The organism is Psychrobacter sp. M17(2026) (assembly GCF_055699815.1).
Map to the genome: position 1 here is coordinate 833,658 of NZ_CM146741.1, position 18,796 is coordinate 852,453.

15 protein-coding genes are annotated in these 18,796 nt (G+C 43.7%); 10 read left to right on the plus strand and 5 right to left on the minus strand.

All coding sequences use genetic code 11. The features are described 5' to 3' along the window. Positions 1-179: 179 nt before the first annotated feature. Genes ACR63T_RS03620 through ACR63T_RS03635 form a run of 4 tightly spaced genes read left to right on the plus strand, consistent with a single transcriptional unit; the run spans position 180 to position 4,782 of the window. Positions 180-1,499 (plus strand): FAD-dependent monooxygenase, encoded by a 1,320-nt coding sequence (locus tag ACR63T_RS03620; RefSeq protein ID WP_472784786.1) that lies wholly within the window; start codon positions 180-182, stop codon positions 1,497-1,499. 48 nt (positions 1,500-1,547) lie between these two features. Beyond that, positions 1,548-2,807 carry an FAD-dependent monooxygenase gene (locus tag ACR63T_RS03625; protein ID WP_472784787.1) on the plus strand — a complete coding sequence of 420 codons (1,260 nt, stop codon included), beginning with the start codon at positions 1,548-1,550 and terminating at the stop codon, positions 2,805-2,807. A 37-nt stretch (positions 2,808-2,844) separates the two neighbouring features. Next, a complete protein-coding gene (locus ACR63T_RS03630) occupies positions 2,845-3,486 on the plus strand; it encodes a PIN domain-containing protein (protein ID WP_201572398.1) in 642 nt (213 codons plus the stop codon). Positions 3,487-3,516: 30 nt separating this feature from the next. Beyond that, complete coding sequence (locus ACR63T_RS03635; RefSeq protein ID WP_472784788.1) at positions 3,517-4,782, plus strand: hypothetical protein; 1,266 nt, start codon at positions 3,517-3,519, stop codon at positions 4,780-4,782. Positions 4,783-4,789: 7 nt separating this feature from the next. Here ACR63T_RS03635 and ACR63T_RS03640 read toward each other — a convergent pair whose 3' ends face one another. Both ACR63T_RS03640 and ACR63T_RS03645 read right to left on the minus strand, forming a co-directional pair. Further along, positions 4,790-5,485: a hypothetical protein gene (locus ACR63T_RS03640; protein WP_472784789.1), complete on the minus strand. Its 696-nt coding sequence runs from the start codon at positions 5,483-5,485 to the stop codon at positions 4,790-4,792. A gap of 35 nt (positions 5,486-5,520) precedes the next feature. Further along, the gene (locus ACR63T_RS03645) at positions 5,521-6,432 is read right to left on the minus strand and encodes a LysO family transporter (protein ID WP_472784790.1); all 912 of its coding nucleotides are present in this window, start codon (positions 6,430-6,432) and stop codon (positions 5,521-5,523) included. A 222-nt stretch (positions 6,433-6,654) separates the two neighbouring features. On the opposite strand from ACR63T_RS03645, the gene ACR63T_RS03650 reads away from it, so the two are divergent. The 3 genes from ACR63T_RS03650 to ACR63T_RS03660 are packed head-to-tail and all read left to right on the plus strand — an operon-like array spanning position 6,655 to position 11,252. Next, positions 6,655-9,267: an alpha/beta fold hydrolase gene (locus tag ACR63T_RS03650; protein WP_472784791.1), complete on the plus strand. Its 2,613-nt coding sequence runs from the start codon at positions 6,655-6,657 to the stop codon at positions 9,265-9,267. Then, positions 9,264-10,424, plus strand: coding sequence for a patatin-like phospholipase family protein (locus ACR63T_RS03655; RefSeq protein WP_472784792.1), 1,161 nt, complete (start codon positions 9,264-9,266; stop codon positions 10,422-10,424). Before ACR63T_RS03650 ends, ACR63T_RS03655 begins: the two co-directional genes overlap by 4 nt. A 9-nt stretch (positions 10,425-10,433) precedes the next feature. Beyond that, complete coding sequence (locus ACR63T_RS03660) at positions 10,434-11,252, plus strand: SDR family NAD(P)-dependent oxidoreductase (protein WP_472784793.1); 819 nt, start codon at positions 10,434-10,436, stop codon at positions 11,250-11,252. Positions 11,253-11,263: 11 nt separating this feature from the next. Here ACR63T_RS03660 and ACR63T_RS03665 read toward each other — a convergent pair whose 3' ends face one another. The 3 genes from ACR63T_RS03665 to nadA form a co-directional block, all read right to left on the minus strand. Next, a complete protein-coding gene (locus ACR63T_RS03665; protein ID WP_472784794.1) occupies positions 11,264-12,199 on the minus strand; it encodes a phosphatidate cytidylyltransferase in 936 nt (311 codons plus the stop codon). 94 nt (positions 12,200-12,293) lie between these two features. After that, on the minus strand, positions 12,294-14,189 hold the full coding sequence (nadB, locus tag ACR63T_RS03670; protein ID WP_472784795.1) for an L-aspartate oxidase: 1,896 nt from the start codon (positions 14,187-14,189) through the stop codon (positions 12,294-12,296). A 1-nt stretch (position 14,190) separates the two neighbouring features. Continuing rightward, positions 14,191-15,330 (minus strand): quinolinate synthase NadA, encoded by a 1,140-nt coding sequence (gene nadA, locus ACR63T_RS03675; protein WP_472784796.1) that lies wholly within the window; start codon positions 15,328-15,330, stop codon positions 14,191-14,193. Positions 15,331-15,590: 260 nt separating this feature from the next. Here nadA and ACR63T_RS03680 point away from each other — a divergent pair, with 260 nt between their 5' ends. From ACR63T_RS03680 to ACR63T_RS03690, 3 genes are all read left to right on the plus strand, one after another. Next, positions 15,591-16,547, plus strand: coding sequence for an NUDIX hydrolase (locus ACR63T_RS03680; RefSeq protein ID WP_472784797.1), 957 nt, complete (start codon positions 15,591-15,593; stop codon positions 16,545-16,547). Between the two features lie 362 nt (positions 16,548-16,909). Then, the gene (nadC, locus tag ACR63T_RS03685) at positions 16,910-17,806 is read left to right on the plus strand and encodes a carboxylating nicotinate-nucleotide diphosphorylase (RefSeq protein WP_472784798.1); all 897 of its coding nucleotides are present in this window, start codon (positions 16,910-16,912) and stop codon (positions 17,804-17,806) included. A 288-nt stretch (positions 17,807-18,094) separates the two neighbouring features. Beyond that, positions 18,095-18,736, plus strand: a complete 642-nt coding sequence (locus ACR63T_RS03690; RefSeq protein ID WP_472784799.1) for a MarC family protein — start codon at positions 18,095-18,097, stop codon at positions 18,734-18,736. The last annotated feature ends 60 nt before the right edge of the window (positions 18,737-18,796 follow it).

Genomic DNA, 18,796 nt, shown 5'->3' on the forward strand with positions numbered 1-18,796 from the left:
ATTACTTAAGAGCAGAGCACCTCACAAGCTATGCTAAAGGCTGTTCAGTAGCGTTAAGCGCACAGAAAAAAAGCCAATCTATGCTACTCTATTAACCAGTTTATAGTGGTTCAACAACCCTATTCAAAATCGTAATATAACGATGATAAGTGACATTTATTCATTTTATAATAGGACTTATGATGCAAAATTCTGATTTTATAACGGCTGACACCTCACCTAACCATCATGCTAATGAAGACAGTGCTAAATTAACGGATCAGCAGGTACTGATCGTCGGTGGCGGTCATGTCGGCTTATCGTTTGCCTTGCTATTGGCGCATCACGGTATCGCCAGTACGTTGCTGGAAAAAAACAGCTATCCTGAGATCGGTCCTGAGAATGATCGCAGCCGTAGCCATTATTTGGACAGTCGCAATACCGCTTTGTCACGGCGTACGGTACAGATTTATCAAGAGATAGGCTTATGGAGTGAGCTACAAAGTCATGCTTGTCGTATTGATGCGGTGCAGATTAGTGAGCAAGGTAGCTTTGGAAAGGCGCAATTAAATAAAAAAGATGAGCGTGTTGAATCCTTTGGGCAAGTTATGGAGAACGCTTGGTTAGGACGTAAGCTATTATTAGCCGCGCAAAACGAGCCTTTGATTACGATTATAGATAATGCTGAAGTGGTCACTATTGGTCAGCAGAGCGACAGCGTCACCCTGACGTTTAGTTACTATAATGGTAGTGAAGATGAGCAGCAGTTGCAGGGCAGTGTACTGGTTGCTTGTGATGGGCGCGACTCCAATATACGTCAGCTATTAGACATCGGCATTAGCACTTATGACTATCAGCAAACGGCTATCGTTGGGGTAGTCGAGACTTCTATGCCACATGAGCATATTGCGATTGAGCGCTTTAGCCCAGCAGGTCCACTAGCTGTATTACCATTGACGGATCCTGATGGTGATGGCAATGACGACTATCAAAAAGGTCATCGACGTTCAGTGGTCTGGGTCTGTCCTACTGGGGAGGAGCAGCAGTATTTAGAAGATGACGTGCACTTTTTGGCGACGTTGCAACAAGCTTTTGGCGAGCGTGCTGGCAAATTCACTGCGGCAGGTCGTCGCGGTGCTTATCCGTTGACTCGTGTGCTAGCCAAATCACAAGTCGATGGTCGCTGTGTGATTATGGGTAATGCGGCGCACACGCTACATCCAGTGGCAGGACAAGGCTTTAATTTATGTATGCGTGACGCGCACGTACTGGCGCAAATGATGAGTACGCAAGTAATGAAAGGCGCTGATATCGGTGATATTAGCTTATTAAAACGCTATGCAAAAAGTCGCCAAACCGATCAAAAACGCGTCATTCGCTTTTGTGATGCAGTAGTACACGGCTTTACTCATCCGAATCCTGCGATTAAGCTGGCGCGTAATGTAGCGCTAGTGGCCTTTGATAAATTACCTAATATCAAGCCATTAGTTGCCACTTATGCGATGGGGCTGAAATCGTAATGAAGTCTTAATACGTTAATAAAAACAGAAAAGCTTAAAGGATAACTTATGAAAACCCCACATACTCTTATTATCGGTGGCGGCATTGTCGGCGCGACACTCGCTCTAAAACTAGCACAAGCCAAAAGTCCAGTAACCCTAGTCGATGCTGCACCTAGTCGTGATGAAGCGACTTGGAATAAAGCATTAAGTCAGCGTGATGCTCGGGTTTATGCCTTGAGCCTAGCGAGTATTGGGCTACTAAAAGACGTGGGCGCATGGCAAAAGATAACCGCGTCAAAACGCAAAGCAGACTACTCGCAAATGCAGGTCTGGCAGTTGAATGGTATTGGCGAATTGCTATTTGGTGAGCCTAATGATGATAATAATCATGCGCCAATGCTCGGTAGTATGGTCGAGCCACTCGTCATTGAACATGCGCTAAGCCAACGCTTATGCGGTAGTGATGTCAGCGATTATCTAACAGTAATTGCAGGTCATAAGGTCGTGGCAATGGACTGGCTTGGCGCACAGCAAGGATATAGCGTCAGCTTAGATAATGACCAAGTTATCAAGACCGCGTTAGTCGTCGGTGCTGATGGTCGTGGCTCGTTTGTACGTAAGCAAGCAAGCATTGGTCTAGATACTCTGGACTATAAGCAAACGGCGATTTGCTGTGCGATTCAAACGACTAAGCCACATCAAGCCACTGCGCGTCAAGCGATGTTGCCTACAGGAACGCTTGCATTATTACCATTAGCAGATATAACCGATGAAGATAAAGCTAATCCGCAACATTGGCAGTCGGTGGTGTGGACCCTGCCACGTAATCAAGCCTTAGCACTCTTAGACGAATCGCCACGCTTTATCGCGGACAAACTCGCTGCCGCTAGCAATTATGAGCTAGGAGATATTAATCAAATTGAATCTATCGCTAGCTTTCCGTTAGCCGCTCAGCAAGCCAAGTCTTATGTCGCTGATAATTTAGTATTAATAGGTGACGCTGCGCATGGCGTACATCCGCTGGCAGGACAAGGGCTGAATCTAGGTATGTTAGACGTACAAGCTTTATATGAGCAGCTAGAGCATGACTTTGCTCGTAGTGGTAGCACGATGTGGGGCGCAAGTCAAACCTTACGCACTTATGAACGTGCGCGTCGTCCGCATAATAGTCTGATGATGCATAGCTTCTCAGCATTGAACTGGCTGTTCGCAGGCGAGCTGGCACAAACCCGTCCTATTCAGCAAATCCGCAATGAAGGCATGTCAGCGGTTAGCAAAATCAAGCCGTTAATGCGGTTGTTTGCCAAGCAGGCGAGTGGGGTTTGAGCGACTGTAACTAATAGCAAATAATAAGAATATTTTGATGAAGCATATTTTAGTTGACTATGAAAGCATTCAACCAAAAAACTTCGATACTATGAACACAAATGAGTGTCATGTATGGTTGTTTTTAGGCGTTAATCAGCAGAAAAGTCTACCGCTTGAGTTGGTGGAAACCTTGCTTGGATTCGATAATAAAAATGTGCATATCATTAAGATGCAGCATGTAGGTAAAAATGCATTAGATTTTTATTTATCGTTTTATTTGGGCAAAATATCTGAGATTGACCCTCAAGCCAGTATTTGTATTGTAGCCAGAGATAGTGGTTATGATATTTTAGTTGAGCATCTAAACACTGTTTATAATGGCTTGGATATTGTGCGTTTAGCAGATACCAATCAGCTTTATCCTAATGATGAGTTGGATAAAGTGGCTACTATCACTACTGCTACGCCAAAAGCAGAAAAGAACAAAAGTTCTGCTACGATATATCAACGCGCAATAGCATCAATAAGAGAAAAACCTATAAGCACTCGACCCTCAAAAAAATCAAGCTTGATAAATTATCTTAAAAGCTATTTACGCGATGAAGACCCCAAAGCAATTGATAATGTCGTTAAACAGATGGTTAATAATAAAGTGATAATAGTATCCAATACTAATAAGCTTAGCTACAAAATATAAAAATCTAACTAAAACGATTAGGCAAACCCCATGCTCATCCCTAAATACTGGGCGCAACATAAGCAGCGCTTTGATAAAAAAGATGCAACTGATAGCTCATCTAAACAAGCCACTATCAAGCGCTATGGCTGGTCAGATGTTAGTCAAGCCGATGCTTTTATTCATGCTAAGGAGCGCGTCACCGAGGCGCATAATCGCTGGCTGGCTGGCGAAGATATCGTCCGTCGTGAACGCGCGGAGCAGTATAACCAAAGCAATGCCATCCCGATACGTGAAGCGATCATTTCCAAGTCCGTTTTTTCTAACAACAAATCAACCACTCTAGTCATTGTCACGCGTAATAGCTATGGCGCACAAGTGGCGAACGTCAATAACGTTGCTATCATTGATATCGATAGTATTGATTTGCTTCTTTATCTATATCCTAACGACTATACCAACTACGATAGATTCATCAACGCAACGCCTACACTATCTACAAACATAAAACTTTCTGACAATAAATCACCAATTAATACATCGAAAAAATCAGCTTCCATGAAACTGCAAGTTTGGGGTTTTGTTATTATGGCAATTATTATTGCAAGCTTTATAGCTTGGCAGTCGCTATCGTGGGCTTGGTTGATTATACCGATGTTCATTGGTACGGCATTGTTATGGCGACAAGCCAGCAAGAATGAGCAAGCCCATTATCAGGCAAACCAGCAAAAGTATGAGACGCACTTAGCTGAGCTACAGCCGTTTCTAACGAGTCTAATTGAGAAGCGAGTTATCCGTCATCCAGACGAGCAGTTTCGACTGTATCAAACGCCTGCTGGATTTCGATTGATTGCAGTTCACGATTTAGTCGTGCCAAGCAATAAAATAGTGACAGAGTGGTTTGCATACTTCCATGCCGACGCTAATTATGTGCGTCTATGTCAAGTACAGCAATGCTTTCGCGCGCGTTTAACCGCAAAACCTTGGCGTATGACTGAGGTCAATAACAATAAATTAGATAAACAAATTCCTGCTAACAACTTTTGGTTTATTGATACCAGTTTTGATGATAAGAGGCTTGAAACAATGGACGAAGAGCAATATGACGACTTTGAAAAGCAGCAGTCCGAGCTAGTCGCACGTCAACAGTGGATAGAGAGCTATGATACCTTTGCTAAAAATTATAAAGCTTGTCGCTATGTTAAAAGCTTTGGTGATCAACAAGGCAACAATCGATCAGCTACAAAAGCTATTAATGAGTTTTTAGACTGGCATGATAGCGCTTGTCAGGTGGATAAAGATTTGCCGATGGGCTGATGAATTATTAATTAGTCACAAACTTAAGCAGCTCCAATTGTAGCTCTGGCAGCCACTCTTCATGGAACTCACTATACAAATCTAAACGATTATCGATAGGCTCGTAGTCAGCAAAGTCAAACTGCGCAAATATCGTTTTGATTTTGCTAAAGTAGTCGTCTTTCAATTTTGATACTGTTTTATCTGCGGGTAGAGCCGTTAGTAAATAAAAAACAATAAAGGCAGTCCAATCATAAACGATATCTTTATTTTTCTGCTTGCCAGCTTCTTCAATAATTTTTAAGCTAAAACCTAACGGCTCATACGTTATAAAGGTTTCTTTTGGATTTAGCGTGTAGTAAGGCGTGGCAAAATTGACATATATTTGCCGTGACTCTTTATCCCAATAACCGATCTCTAGATTATCCTCTGACCATGGTTGCTCAGGATGCTGATGAATCCAAACAAAATCGTGATTGGTTAACCCATCAAACCATTCAGTGTAGTCGTTATACAAAGGAAATTCTTTGATAGCATAGGGTTGAATGTATTCATTTTTTAGTAAAAAATCTTTCACCCTAAAATGGGTAAAGCTACAATCGAACTGCTCTTGAATATGATACGCATTGCCAATCAGATTTCTTCTTTCACTTGGCGTAGCATCGCTGCTACCAATTAACTTGACAACTTCTTCTACTAAATACTCGACTTCCCACATGGACATAGTGATATCTCCTTTTTATTTAACTTAACATAGCATCAACCCAAAGACGAAAACACCACCATCAACACGGGCGAGACAATATTAATAATAAAGCCAAAGCTAATCGCTAATGGCACAACCTTTAATCCGCCTGATTGTTGAATAATAGGCAAAGTAAAATCAAGGCTAGTTGCGCCGCCAAGCCCGACTGACGCAGAAGGATATTTACGCATAAATACAGGGATAAATATCAGCGCAAAGAACTCACGGATTAAGTCATTAAATAGTGCCACACTGCCCCAAATTGCGCCATAAGCATCAGTCATGACGATAGCCGATAGCGAGTACCAACCAAAGCCAGAGGCGAGTGCTAAGCCTTTTGTCCATGACACATCGGTAAATATCAGCGCAAATAAAAGCCCGCCAACCAATACCGCTACTGTGAAAATAATGCTCATCTCTACGCCACGCTTGTTAAGCAGCACTTCTTTTAGCGTAATCCCTGAGCCTTTGAGGCCAATCCCGACCAGTAGGATTAATATCATTAGCATAATCGTCATCGTGTTTTCAGGCGGCATATAACCTGCTGGCAAGAAATAACCGATCACCATACCAATCACCACACAAACCACTTGTACTAAGCTGCCGCGAATACTGACGCGATGTTCTTTTGACTTTGCGCTTGGTTTTTTGGCGTCCCAAGGGTTCAGATGGTCAAATAGCATTAGCCCAAATAGACCAGTGCCGATAGTGAGTATCGATAATACGGTGACATAGAGCGCTATTTCACCTATTTGACTGCCCAAGCCTTCAACTTGTGATAGCTCAATCCCAATTAATGTTAAGATAATAAATACTAAATAAGTCAGCCCTTTATCAGCAAAGGCGGTCATCTTATGATTGGAGGGAATGGCAAAGCCAATAAATAATGGCGTTAATACTAAAACTAGGGTGAGTAGACTTTCCATACGGGCGGCTCGAAATAGCGGGCTTATTGAAATAAGGACATAGTGTTTTTATAGGTTGAGAATTGTATCATAAGCTATCTCATACACTGCTATGCGTCAGTAAAATTGTTCAGGTTTCTATAGTAATCGATATCACTTTTGACAAAGTCAGTTAAGCATTTACCTCACCGATGTTTGCTGCTACATTAATAGCATTCTGCTTGTGAAGTGTTAGCCAAATCTATGTCTTTATACCAGCTTAAGTCTCAATTTCAAGACCAATTACGACCGCTCAGCGATGCGCTAGTCGAGCATGATTGCACAGCTAATCAAGTGACGGTATCAGCAGTGATTTTGAGCGTGGGTACAGCTTATGTGATCGCTCGTCCTGCGCAAAACCAGCCGCGACTATGGTTGCTACTGCCGATCTCATTGTTTGTGCGGATGGGTCTTAACGCCATTGATGGCATGATGGCGCGCGAGCATGGGCAGGCCTCGACGCTTGGTGCGTGGCTTAATGAGGCAGGTGATATAATTGCTGATACGGCTTTGATAGCCAGTCTGTCGCCGCATCTAAAAAATTATAAAGCGGATGCTCATAAATTAGGATTTGTTGAATCTAATTCGTATATTAATAAGCATTATATTGTCATTATTAATATGCTCAGTACTAGCACTGAACTGCTGGCTGTTATCAGTAATATAAGCTTTAAAGAGCGAGCCAATCAAGGGCCTCTAGGCAAAAGTGATCGGGCTTTAGTGCTAGGAGTTATGGGTACTTGGATAGGTACAAAGCTACCATTTGCGACGTTAACACTTAAACCGTTAATGTTATTGACTCAAGCGTTACTGCTCAAGACTTGTTCAAATCGTATGCGTTTTATAGCGGAGCTTTATCTACTGCGTAACCCGCCAATCGCTAGGCTTGAAAATAACGCGCTTTCTATCGCTAGTCACCCCTCGGAGTTTAACCTTATGCCAACCCCTTCTTTAGACGCAGATATGCACCAAGTCATCACAGGCGAGAGCTGTTATAACGCTTACGATGGCACAGCGATTTTTTATCGCTATTGGCTAACCTATCCTTTAAGTGAAATGCCAATTAATGAGATTAAAAATACAGACCAGCCATTACGACAAGTCATTCTTTTGCATAGAGGGCATGAGCACTCAGGACGCCTAAATGAGATTGGCGAGCAGTATGCACAAGCAGGCTATCAAGTTTTTGCTTGGGATGCGCGTGGTAATGGGCGCTCAGGCGGTATCAAAGATCATGCCGAGAGCGTGACTGAACTTGAGCGTGATTTAGAAGATTTTGTGCAGCTCGTTATCAGTCAGACGGGTATTGCTATCGAAGATACGCTAGTAGTCGCGAGCAGTATTGGTGCGGTATTAGCCGCCGCTTGGGTGCACGATTATGCGCCTAACATTCGCGGGATGATCTTAGGTACACCCGCGCTTAGTATTCGTTTGTATATACCGTTTGCGATTCCTTCACTAAAGGTTGCTCGTGCGCTGGGTCTAATGTCACGGGTGAGTAGCTACGTAAAAGCGCAAGTATTAACCCATGACAAGGAAGCTCAGCAGGCTTATAACGCGGATCCGCTGATATCGAATAGTATTTCAACCGACTTATTGATCGATACTCATGCGACAGGACAGCGCTTACTTGATGATGCGGCAGCGATTACTGTACCGACTTTTGTACTATGTGCGGGTAAAGACTACGTGGTCGATAAGCAAGCTGAGCGCCAGTTTTATGAAGCGATAAATACCGATAATAAGCGCTGGCAGCTCTATCCCGATAGCTATCATGCGATCTTTCATGAGACTAATAAAGCCGATGTTATTGCTGATTGTATTGAGTTTGCCGAGCACCTATTTAGTCGTGATATAGCAAACGCGGATTTACGTAGTGCGCATCTTAATAGCGCCAGCAAAGATAAAGTCGATCAGCTAGCGATTAAGCCGTTTAACCCAAGCTTTGCTATTACGCGCTTTGCTATGCAAAAATTCGGTCATATCAGCGATGCTATTGCTACAGGACTTGAGCATGGCTTTGACTCGGGCAACTCGCTCGATCATGTCTATTATAATCAACCCAGCGGTAAAGGCGCGATTGGACAAGCCGTCGATAAGTTCTATCTGAGTAATATTGGCTGGCAAGGCATTCGTATTCGCCGTGAGCATATATTAGAGTTAGCAGCTCAGGCGCTTGATAAAATTCAAGCAAACAATGACATAGCAAATCAGCCTCAGCAATTTAAGCTATTAGACATTGCCAGTGGTCATGGCTACTATGTTTTTGATCTATTGACCCAGTTCGATAATCTACAAGCTGAACTGCGTGATTATGATTCACATAACATCCAAGCGCTACAAGCTAAAGCCGAGAGCTTAGCGATGGCTGATCGAGTGCTAGCTTATAAAAAGGATGCTTTTGATTCTGCCAGCTATCAGTCTGAGCAGGGTGATAAAAAATTCGATATCGCTATTGCCTCTGGTGTATTTGAATTGTTCTCAGACAATACTTTACCTGCGACAGCTTTAGCAGGAATATATGCTAGCCTAAAAGCTGACGGCTATTTGTTATACACCAATCAGCCTTGGCATCCTGAGCAAGAGTTTATTAGTAAAACCTTAAATAATCATCGTGGTAGCGATTGGGTCATGCGTTGTCGCTCACAGTTAGAGATGGATCAGCTGGTTAATGATGCAGGCTTCGAAAAGGTAGCCATGCGCATTGATCGCTTTGGTATCTTTACGGTGTCATTAGCTAAAAAGCGTCAAGTAGTAGACAACAACGTTTCTAAGTTAGCTGAGCCAAATAAAAAAAGCCAGGCTGATAATCAATGAGTGACGCGGTAAATAAACTTTATAAGCGCGTGCAACTGTTCTCAGGCGGTGGCTCGCGCTTTGGTTATTATCTAGGTAGTTATGCGGCACTGGTCGAGCATGATCTGAGGCCAGATATTATTCTTGGTACTTGCGGTGGTAGTCTATCGGCATTGCTGGTGCAGATAGCGCCTGACCCGTATGACTTACAGCAACTAGCAGTCAGCCGTGAACTGTACAGCGTCATAAAAGCCATCAGGCATGTTGATGCTACTGAGGCTAATGTTAAATTAAAGCTACGCTATAGTTTCAATGCTATTAAGCGTTGGCGCTTATCTCGTAATAGTACTCGCCATAAGCACTATCAAAGTAAAGACAATCATGAGCGGCTAATAGACGAGCTACAACGACTAGCGATGTTTCGGATTGATAGCGAGGCACAATGGTTGGATGAGTTATTGAGATTTTTACCAAATAATGAATGTAGTGGTGGCTCTACCAGTACCGCGCCAGATATAGCGATTATCGCTAGTCGTCTAACAGCAGCTACGGCTAATGTTAATAAGGCGCCTCAACTACAAGAGCTATTATTTGCGTCAAAACGTTTATCACTAGCAGATAGCCATTTTTTTAAAAACCCTTTGTCATCGCCTGCCCATGCTTTTGCTAACGGACGTATCAATCAGTCAGTAAAGATAATTACTGAGTGGGATATGGCAACTGCGGTACGCGCATCGATGGCGGATATGTATTACCTGCCACCGATACATGATCAAGATTTAGGCTGGTGCTTAGGTGGGGTGATTAATCTGACGCCTATTGAGCTAGCTTGTACGCTTGCCGATACGGTATTTGCGGAAACTAAAGCAGGTTATGACTCGTGGCTGGCGGCTCCTGCGATTCAACGTATTTTTGGCTTTGATCCCAATCAGCGCTTAGCGCAAGTGCATGGTTTTTCACCAAAGCTTGCTAATCAGGACAGCAGACAGCTCCATTGGCTACCGTTCGCGGATAATGGTCAGCAATTGATCGGCTCAGTGCGCAAACGCTTTAGTATGAAGCAGATGACCGTGGCGCTGATTCATCATGATTACGATGGCTTTGTCCAGACGATGCAAGCGCAGTGGCAGTATGGCTATCAGCGCACCACTGACTATATCCAGCAGCAGCAATTATAAGCGATCACTATGACTAAGTTAATGCAATCTAGCGCCAGTCAACCACCGCATATCATTATAGTGGGTGGCACTAGCGGTATAGGATTAGCGCTGGCTTTGCAGCATCAAAAGCTTGGCTGGCAGGTTACCATAGTTGGAAGTAATGAAAATAAGATTACCAAGCTTAATCTTGAGCATCCTGATATTAGGACTTATCGCTGTGATTTAACGGACTTGATACAGCGTCAGAGATTAATGACAGAGTTATCTAAGGTACGTTTTGAGCGACTTATTTATAGTGCAGGTAGCTATACTAATGAGCGAGTGCATACCCTAAATCAAGTCGATAGCGAGCAGATTTTAGCGATTAATCTGCAAGCTTTTCAAGATATATTTAGCTGGGCCAGTCAGCAGTTAAAAAGCCAAGCTTTAGAGGGAGATAATCAGTTAGCTTATGTAGATAAGTTAAGTTTAATATGTATTGCATCAATCGCAGGTACTCTCGATTATCCTTACACCAGTCTTTATGCCAAGAGCAAGCGGGCAATGATAGCTACGAGTAGCGCTTATCGGACAGCACTCACGCCTTTTCAGATTCAAGTGACTTGCATTGCATCAGGTTATATCGATACTCAAGCGCTACGCGATTTGAATAACGGTGATGCCAGCCATAAACCGTTTATTATTAGTATTGATAAGGCAGTCAGTCATATCATGCAAGCTATCGATAACAATGTAGAGCTTGGCGTATTTCCACGGCCTATGCGCTATATTGTTCGCGCTTTAAACCATCTTCCTAAACCGCTGTTAAATCGATTATTACGCGCCAAAGTAGATAAAGATAATTAATAAGCTGTCGTCTAACCAAAAACCCAATAAGCTACTGTAAATAACGGCACCCCAATCAATAAACTATCGACGCGATCCAGCACGCCGCCATGTCCTGCCAGCATTGTTCCCGTATCTTTTACCCCGTGTTGACGCTTAAAGGCGGACTCTAATAAATCCCCTGCAATCCCACTGACCGCAAGACCGTAAGCGGCTATAAAGCATAACCACCAAGTAAAAGGCGTGAGCCAAATCCCTAAAAGAGTCGCAAGTAATGCTGATAATAGGCTGCCAAACACAGCGCCTTCGATACTTTTATTAGGACTGATTCTAGGAGCAAGTCCGCGTTTAAACCATTTACCTTTGAATAATTTGCCACATAAAAATTGCGCAATATCATTAAATTGACTGGCGAATAACACAAACAATAATACGCCGTATTCACCGCGCTGCCAGGTCAATATCTGCAAACAAACTAAGCTGATAATAAGCAACATAAACACCAAGCTAAAAGTAATATCTAAAGTATTTAGATAAGCGTAGGGCTGCACAGCAGTTGGTTGCTGAGGGCTTAAATAATTCTTATTAGCTGCACCCTGTGAGTCGTTGACAGTGAACTTACTAGGATAAGGGATAGCGATAGCCCGAGCTTGTAGGCCGCGAGCTTGCAATTTAACAATCAGCCGCTGTTTACTCTCTTGCCGCCATAGTCGACTGATCTCGTAGCTGCCGCGCAAGCCGATGAGCACAAAAAACCCCACCAGCAGGAACTGATAGGGCTGCTCGCTATGACGAGTGATTTTGGCAATGAGATAACAGCTACAAAGCGCCGCTAACATCCACCACCACGAGCGCGCAATCAGATAAATAGTTGGCAGACGCTTACGCAGTTTTGGCAAGGCAAGTGCGCCCCAAACGACACTAACCACTGTCATCAATCCAATAATAAATAGGGTATCAGTCGTCATGGTAGTAACGCTCTAATTAGATATTCAAGGACACATAAAAGCTTGCGAAGATAGCGACCGTTATAAACCAAAAGTGACTGTCTATCTAAACTATTTAAACAAAGCTCGCAGCTTGTAGATCGTCATTATTTGTACTTTTAGTCTTATAGTACCAGTTTTCACTATCTACTATATCCGCTGAGCTTGGCATAATGATACTAATTTTGGGCCGGCTTGCCATATTAGGATAGTCTTGACGATAATGACCGCCACGACTCTCACAGCGCTGATAAGCGGATTGCACAATCAAAGTTGCTAATTGTAGCTGGCGTGCCAGTTGAAAGCGGTCTAAGTCATTAAGTGTAGCAGAACTAGGGTTGGCCGTTAAGGTTTCCTTTGACAGCTCTAGATTCCATGGATCATATTTATCATGGTTCATAGCGGTGATATCTTGCTGCCACTGTTGTATTTGTCGTAATGCTCGCTCTAATTGCTTGGCATGACGAGTAATACCTAGATGACTGCTCATTAAGGCTTTTAGCTCAGCGCTGATAGTTGCTGTATCAGCAATATCAGTAGTAACGCTTTTAGTGTGAGAAAACGTGTTAAAAGGTGTGATTGCTGATTTCTTGATTGATAAAGTTATTCGCTCATAGTCCTCAACTATAGGGGATGACCATTGATAATCTGTTAAGTAAGCTGGCAAATGAGCGGCAATATTGCGTCCAACGGCTACGCATTCTAATAGCGAGTTACTGGCTAAGCGGTTGGCCCCGTGTAGACCAGTATACGCCACTTCACCAGCGGCATATAATCCTCGTACATCCGTTAGACCACTACTACAAGTCACGATACCGCCGCAGCTATAGTGGGCGGTTGGCGCAACGGGAATCGGGTCAGTGGTGATATCTAATCCTAACGCTAATAGCGTCTGATAAATCTGCGGAAAATGCTGCTTTATAAATGTCGCTGGCAAGTGACTGACATCCAAATGCACAAAGCCCAAATCATTACTTGCAATCTGTGTCGCTATCGCACGCGCGACAATGTCTCGTGGTGCTAATTCTGCACGCTCATCAATATCTAGCATAAAACGCTTGCCAGTCTTCGGGCAATATAGATGTCCGCCTTCGCCGCGCAGAGCTTCTGATATTAGAAAGCTACTATCAGCTAGCGCCAAACCTGTCGGATGAAACTGAACAAACTCTAAATTAGCAAGCCGACAGCCTGCCTGCCATGCCATCATGACGCCATCACCGACACAGACATTAGGCGCGCTGGCACGAGCGAACAATTGACCTAATCCGCCACTGGCCATAACCACGGCGCGACTATGAATAGCCAGCTGCTGCTGAGTACTATGATCAAAAACGATCGCCCCAAAACAGTGCTGCTGATGGCTCTGGTTAGCGGACTTGTTATTAGTGGATTTGTTATTAGCAAGTTTATTGTCAGCGTCTGTAGACTTGGTTAATAAAGTTAAAGCCTCATAAAAAGGTAAAATAGTGATATTAGTGGCCAATTGTGCTTTTGCGATGAGCGCCTGCATGATATGGCGACCCGTAGCATCCTCAGCATGTGCCACGCGCCGACAGCCGTGACCACCTTCTTTAGTCAAATGCAGATCACTAGTATTTGTAGTCGTATTAGTATTAGATAGACGATTAGTGTCATTCAGCGGAATCTGAGTAAAAGGCACACCTTGAGCACATAACCACTGCACTGCTTGCCGACCTTGACTTAGAATACTAGCAGTGTTGTCAGGCGCACATAACCCTGCACCAGCGATTAAGGTATCAGCAACATGGTCACTGACGCTATCGTCTTTGGCTAAGCTTGCCGCGATACCACCTTGGGCATAATGACTTGAGCACGCTTGCAAGTCAGCTTTGCTTAATACGATGATCTTAAGTGATTTGGGTAAAGCCAGCGCGGTACTGAGACCTGCCAGTCCTGCACCAATAATAAGAACGTCAGTATAAATCACCTTAGTATTAGCTAAAGAAATCATTTTAGGCTGCCCCAACATCAGCAAACAGCTCACGGTCTTTGACTATATCGCCACTAGCTGCTACGCGTTGATTGTTATTAGCAGCAAAATCGAGCATACGCTGTAGTGGCTTGCGTGCAGCTGTTGCCATCTCTTGCGTTAGTAAGACTTCACCGCTGTTATTAATTAAGCACTGCTCAACGCCTTGCAACGCATTCATCGCCATCCAAGGACAAAAAGCACAGCTTTTACAACTGGCGCTCTTGCCAGCCGTTGGCGCTGCTAAGAATGTTTTATCTGGCGAGCGTTTTTGCATCTCATGTAAGATACCCAAGTCAGTCGCTACAATAAAAGTATCGGCATCCAGCTCATAAGTCGATTGCAGCAATTTGCTAGTCGAGCCAACCACATCAGCGAGCGCAACGACGCTATCAGGCGATTCAGGATGAACGAGTACTTTGGCCTCTGGATGTTCAGATTTTAATTGCTCAAGCTCTATCGCCTTAAACTCATTATGCACCAGACAAGAGCCTTGCCATAGCAGCATATCCGCGCCTGTCTCTTGCGCGATATAGTGACCCAAATGGCGATCAGGACCCCAAATGATAGTCTCACCTTGCGCATGCAGATGACGGACAATATCGATGCCAACCGATGAGGTCACTACCCAATCGGCCTGTGCTTTGACTGCGGCACTAGTATTAGCATAGACCACTACCGTACGCTCTGGGTGAGCATCACAAAACGCTGAGAATTCATCAACTGGGCAGCCCAAGTCCAGCGAGCACTCCGCCTCTAGGTCTGGCATGAGGATAGTCTTATCCATACTCAAAATCTTTGCCGACTCGCCCATAAAACGTACGCCTGCGACGACTAAAGTCTGAGCGCTGTGCGCTTGCCCAAAGCGCGCCATCTCTAGCGAGTCTCCGACACAGCCACCTGTCGCCAGTGCCAAGTCTTGGATAAAAGGATCAACATAATAGTGAGCGACCAGCACGGCATTATTATCGATTAATAGTTGCTTGATGTTAGCTTCAACTTCTAAACGTTTGGCGCGTGGCAGATCTGCAGGCATCTTAGCCTTGGCATATTCGATATTAAGCTGAATGGCGTTGCGTTTATCAGTGCTAAGTAGTGGCGCGTCATAAGGATAAGTCGTCATAGTGAACCCTTTTTGAGATTAATATTTTAGATGAAGAAATAACAAGCGAAATAAGTAAGTTGATTTAATTATGCTCATTTTGAGCATTAATACAAGTTATTTTTATATTATTTTGCTTTAAAATAGCTTTGACGATGATAACTTTGTCTTTTAAAAGTATAAACAGCGCCTTAAAAAGGTTATTCAGGCTATACTGATTAGCATGTTTTTTTATGGCGATAGCGTTAATAATTAATAATTAATGAGAGTAATTGTAAAATATGACTATGTCTTATTCACATGCGCACCAACAGGGCAGTGGCACCACCGAAGTCGTTGCCGTGCTGGTTGCTATTACTGATCATACCGCGCGAGTATTGACAGTGGATCAAGGTAAATTGCTACCTAACGGACCGCTTATGCCGTTGCATCGCTCATTACAAGCGGGTGTGCGCCAATGGGTAGAAGAGCAAACTCAGCAACCGATGGGTTATCTTGAGCAGCTGTATACCTTTGTCGATACTAATAGACGCAACATCGACGGTCATGCCTTGGTCTATGTCAGCTATTTAGGACTGGTGCAAGAGACCCAAAATCAACAGCTACAGACCGCAGCGATTTGGCGCGATTGGTATGATTATTTCCCTTGGGAGAATCATTTGCTAGGTCGACCTATCGTGATTACCGAGCTGATTGTACCGGCTCTTGAGGCATGGGCTAAGAGTGCTGAGAGTGATCTTATTAAGAAGCGCCGCCAGCAACGTATTGGACTATGTTGGGGTATCGGCGCTCATGAGTGGGTGACTGAGCACGCTTTGCTACGTTACGAGATGCTCTATGAAGCGGAATTAATTCCAGAAGCGCCTAACTATCAGCCAGATAAGCTAGCGGCTGGTCAGGCGAAGCTACTAGGTATGCCGATGTACTACGATCATAGAAGAGTCATCGTGACCGCTATCTCCAGATTGCGTGCCAAGATAGAATACCGACCGTTAATCTTTGGGCTGATGAGCGAGGTGTTTACTTTGTCTCAATTGCAACAAAGTATTGAATCACTATCAGGAGTGAGCTTACATAAGCAAAATTTCCGCCGTCTACTTGACTCGCAAAATTTAGTGGTGCCTACAGGGGAGAGTAGTAGCGCCCAGCGCGGTCGCCCTGCCAAGCTGTATCGCTTCGCTCATGACATTGAGCTGCAAAGCTTACTTATGGACAGCAAACTGCCTAAACGCAAGTAGTTCTAGTGAGGTGAATGTAAGCTTTTCGTATTTTGATAAAACAAACAACAGGTATGGTTAGTCCGATATAAAAACCTTACAGCGTGACGGGTATCTATTTTTAGCAGCCTCTGTCAGCGTAGACACAGCAAGCAATAAAAATTGATACCAGTTGCGCGGCATAATAATACGTAAATGTATTATTTAGTATCGATTACATGCAAAGTTAAAATATAAAGTGATAGATAACAAAGCTTAAATTTAGATAAGAATGACATACTTTTTTATATAAATAATCAACAACTCTTGCAGGCATGCTTACTTTACGTTATATTTATGCTCATTTTGAGTTTAATTAACTTTGAATAGGTTAAAAGATAATTATGAGCAGACAAGTAGAGTCAGCTAAGCATTCAGAATCAGCCAAGTATGCAGAGCCAGCATTGAATCGAGTATTATTAGAGCCTTTAGTGACAGCTGCATTATCAGAGGACTTGGGTCGGCGTGGCGACGTGACCTCGCAAGCTACCATACCAGCTAACAGACAAGCGCAACTGCAAATTCGTGCACGACAAGCTGGCATCATTTGCGGTATGGACTTGGCATGCTTGGCCTTTGCGTTGGTTGATAGCCAAATTGAATTTACAGCATGCGTTAGCGATGGTGAGCGAGTAGCGGCTGATACCGTATTAGCGACTGTGCGTGGTAATGCTAGACACCTTTTAACTGCTGAGCGTACGGCGCTGAATTTTCTAACCCACCTAAGTGGTATTGCGACAGCGACTCAGCAAATCGTCGATAGTGTAGCCGATTATCCTGCGCAGATTACTTGTACGCGTAAGACCATTCCAGGTCTGCGTATTGTGCAAAAGTACGCCGTACGTTGCGGCGGTGGTCGTAATCATCGCTTAGGGTTAGATGATGCGATACTAATCAAAGACAATCATATAGCCATTGCAGGTGACATTACAACTGCTATCAAGCAAGCGCAAGAGTTTGCAGGGCATCTGATACCGATAGAGGTTGAGGTAGATACTTTGGAGCAGCTAAAGCTTGCATTAAATACAGGCGTCAGCTTAGTACTACTAGATAATATGCCTCCCGATATTTTGCAGCAGGCAGTAGCGCTATGTAAAGGACATGCGAAGACCGAAGCTTCAGGTGGCATTACGCCTGAGAGCGTACAAGCCGTCGCTGCAACAGGCGTTGATTTTATCGCTATGGGCTATTTGACCCATAGCACTACTGCGTTAGATATTGGGCTTGATTTCAGTGCTTAGGCTCACTATCCAAGTAGGGTTTTGAGATTCTTTATATTGAATGTCTAGTCATGAATTAGCTGAAGTTAATGATTTAATTAGCTTATCCGCCTATGATACAATGCGCGCCATAGTAATACGATAGCCTATCGTAACTAGTACCATACAGAAAATTGAATAAGGTCATCGTTGCCAGCGCACGATGGCCTTCTCTTTTGCCAAAACTTACTATTAATAACTGAGTGCTAATAATTGAGTATTAGCCACTAAGTATTAGTAACAAGTTATCAATAGACGAGTGAGCGTTCAGTGAATACTGAAATTATCAAAATTATCTTAGCTTTTATGGTCTTGATTAATCCGTTTGCAGCATTGACGCTGTTTTTGGACTTAACACGCGGCTACTCGATGATGGATCGACGCAAGGTTGCTCGCATTGCCTGTATGACCATCTTTATCACTATTAGCTTTTTCACCGTGGCAGGTGAGATTTTACTTAAAGCTTTGGGTATCTCTATCGGCTCATTTCAGTTAGCTGGGGGTATTCTAATATTTTTAATTGCCCTCAAAATGATGAATGGTGAGGGCAACCCTGCCAAGCCTGATCAAGATAGCTTCAACGTTGATCATGTACAAAATTCACCACCAACGACGGCCTCTGCCGTTGTTCCTTTAGCAATACCGATGATGATCGGCCCTGGTGGTATCTCAACGGTTATTATCTATTCATCACAGGTCTCAGGTATTTTACAGGTCTCCGCTATAATCATAGCAGGATTACTGATCAGTCTATTTTGTTATCTAGGGTTAATGGCAGCAGGTAGAATCGGCCGAGTATTAGGCGATACAGGGCTTAATATTATGAGTCGAATTATGGGCATGCTGCTAGCCGCTGTATCGATTGAAATTATAGTCAGCGGCTTACGTACGTTGTTTCCTGATCTCATGTAAGTTATTAACGCAGATGTTCACTGTCACCGTTATGAACCATAAAACGGGTGAGCAAGAAGT

Bases quoted from the DNA above. Each gene is read 5' to 3' on its own strand.
- nadB (WP_472784795.1), bottom strand. From the start codon at position 14,189: ATGATTTCTTTAGCTAATACTAAGGTGATTTATACTGACGTTCTTATT.
- ACR63T_RS03645 (WP_472784790.1), bottom strand. From the start codon at position 6,432: ATGGAAAGTCTACTCACCCTAGTTTTAGTATTAACGCCATTATTTATT.
- nadC (WP_472784798.1), top strand. From the start codon at position 16,910: ATGAGCAGACAAGTAGAGTCAGCTAAGCATTCAGAATCAGCCAAGTAT.
- ACR63T_RS03635 (WP_472784788.1), top strand. From the start codon at position 3,517: ATGCTCATCCCTAAATACTGGGCGCAACATAAGCAGCGCTTTGATAAA.
- ACR63T_RS03625 (WP_472784787.1), top strand. From the start codon at position 1,548: ATGAAAACCCCACATACTCTTATTATCGGTGGCGGCATTGTCGGCGCG.
- nadA (WP_472784796.1), bottom strand. From the start codon at position 15,330: ATGACGACTTATCCTTATGACGCGCCACTACTTAGCACTGATAAACGC.
- ACR63T_RS03660 (WP_472784793.1), top strand. From the start codon at position 10,434: ATGACTAAGTTAATGCAATCTAGCGCCAGTCAACCACCGCATATCATT.
- ACR63T_RS03640 (WP_472784789.1), bottom strand. From the start codon at position 5,485: ATGTCCATGTGGGAAGTCGAGTATTTAGTAGAAGAAGTTGTCAAGTTA.
- ACR63T_RS03630 (WP_201572398.1), top strand. From the start codon at position 2,845: ATGAAGCATATTTTAGTTGACTATGAAAGCATTCAACCAAAAAACTTC.
- ACR63T_RS03665 (WP_472784794.1), bottom strand. From the start codon at position 12,199: ATGACGACTGATACCCTATTTATTATTGGATTGATGACAGTGGTTAGT.
- ACR63T_RS03650 (WP_472784791.1), top strand. From the start codon at position 6,655: ATGTCTTTATACCAGCTTAAGTCTCAATTTCAAGACCAATTACGACCG.
- ACR63T_RS03620 (WP_472784786.1), top strand. From the start codon at position 180: ATGATGCAAAATTCTGATTTTATAACGGCTGACACCTCACCTAACCAT.
- ACR63T_RS03680 (WP_472784797.1), top strand. From the start codon at position 15,591: ATGACTATGTCTTATTCACATGCGCACCAACAGGGCAGTGGCACCACC.
- ACR63T_RS03655 (WP_472784792.1), top strand. From the start codon at position 9,264: ATGAGTGACGCGGTAAATAAACTTTATAAGCGCGTGCAACTGTTCTCA.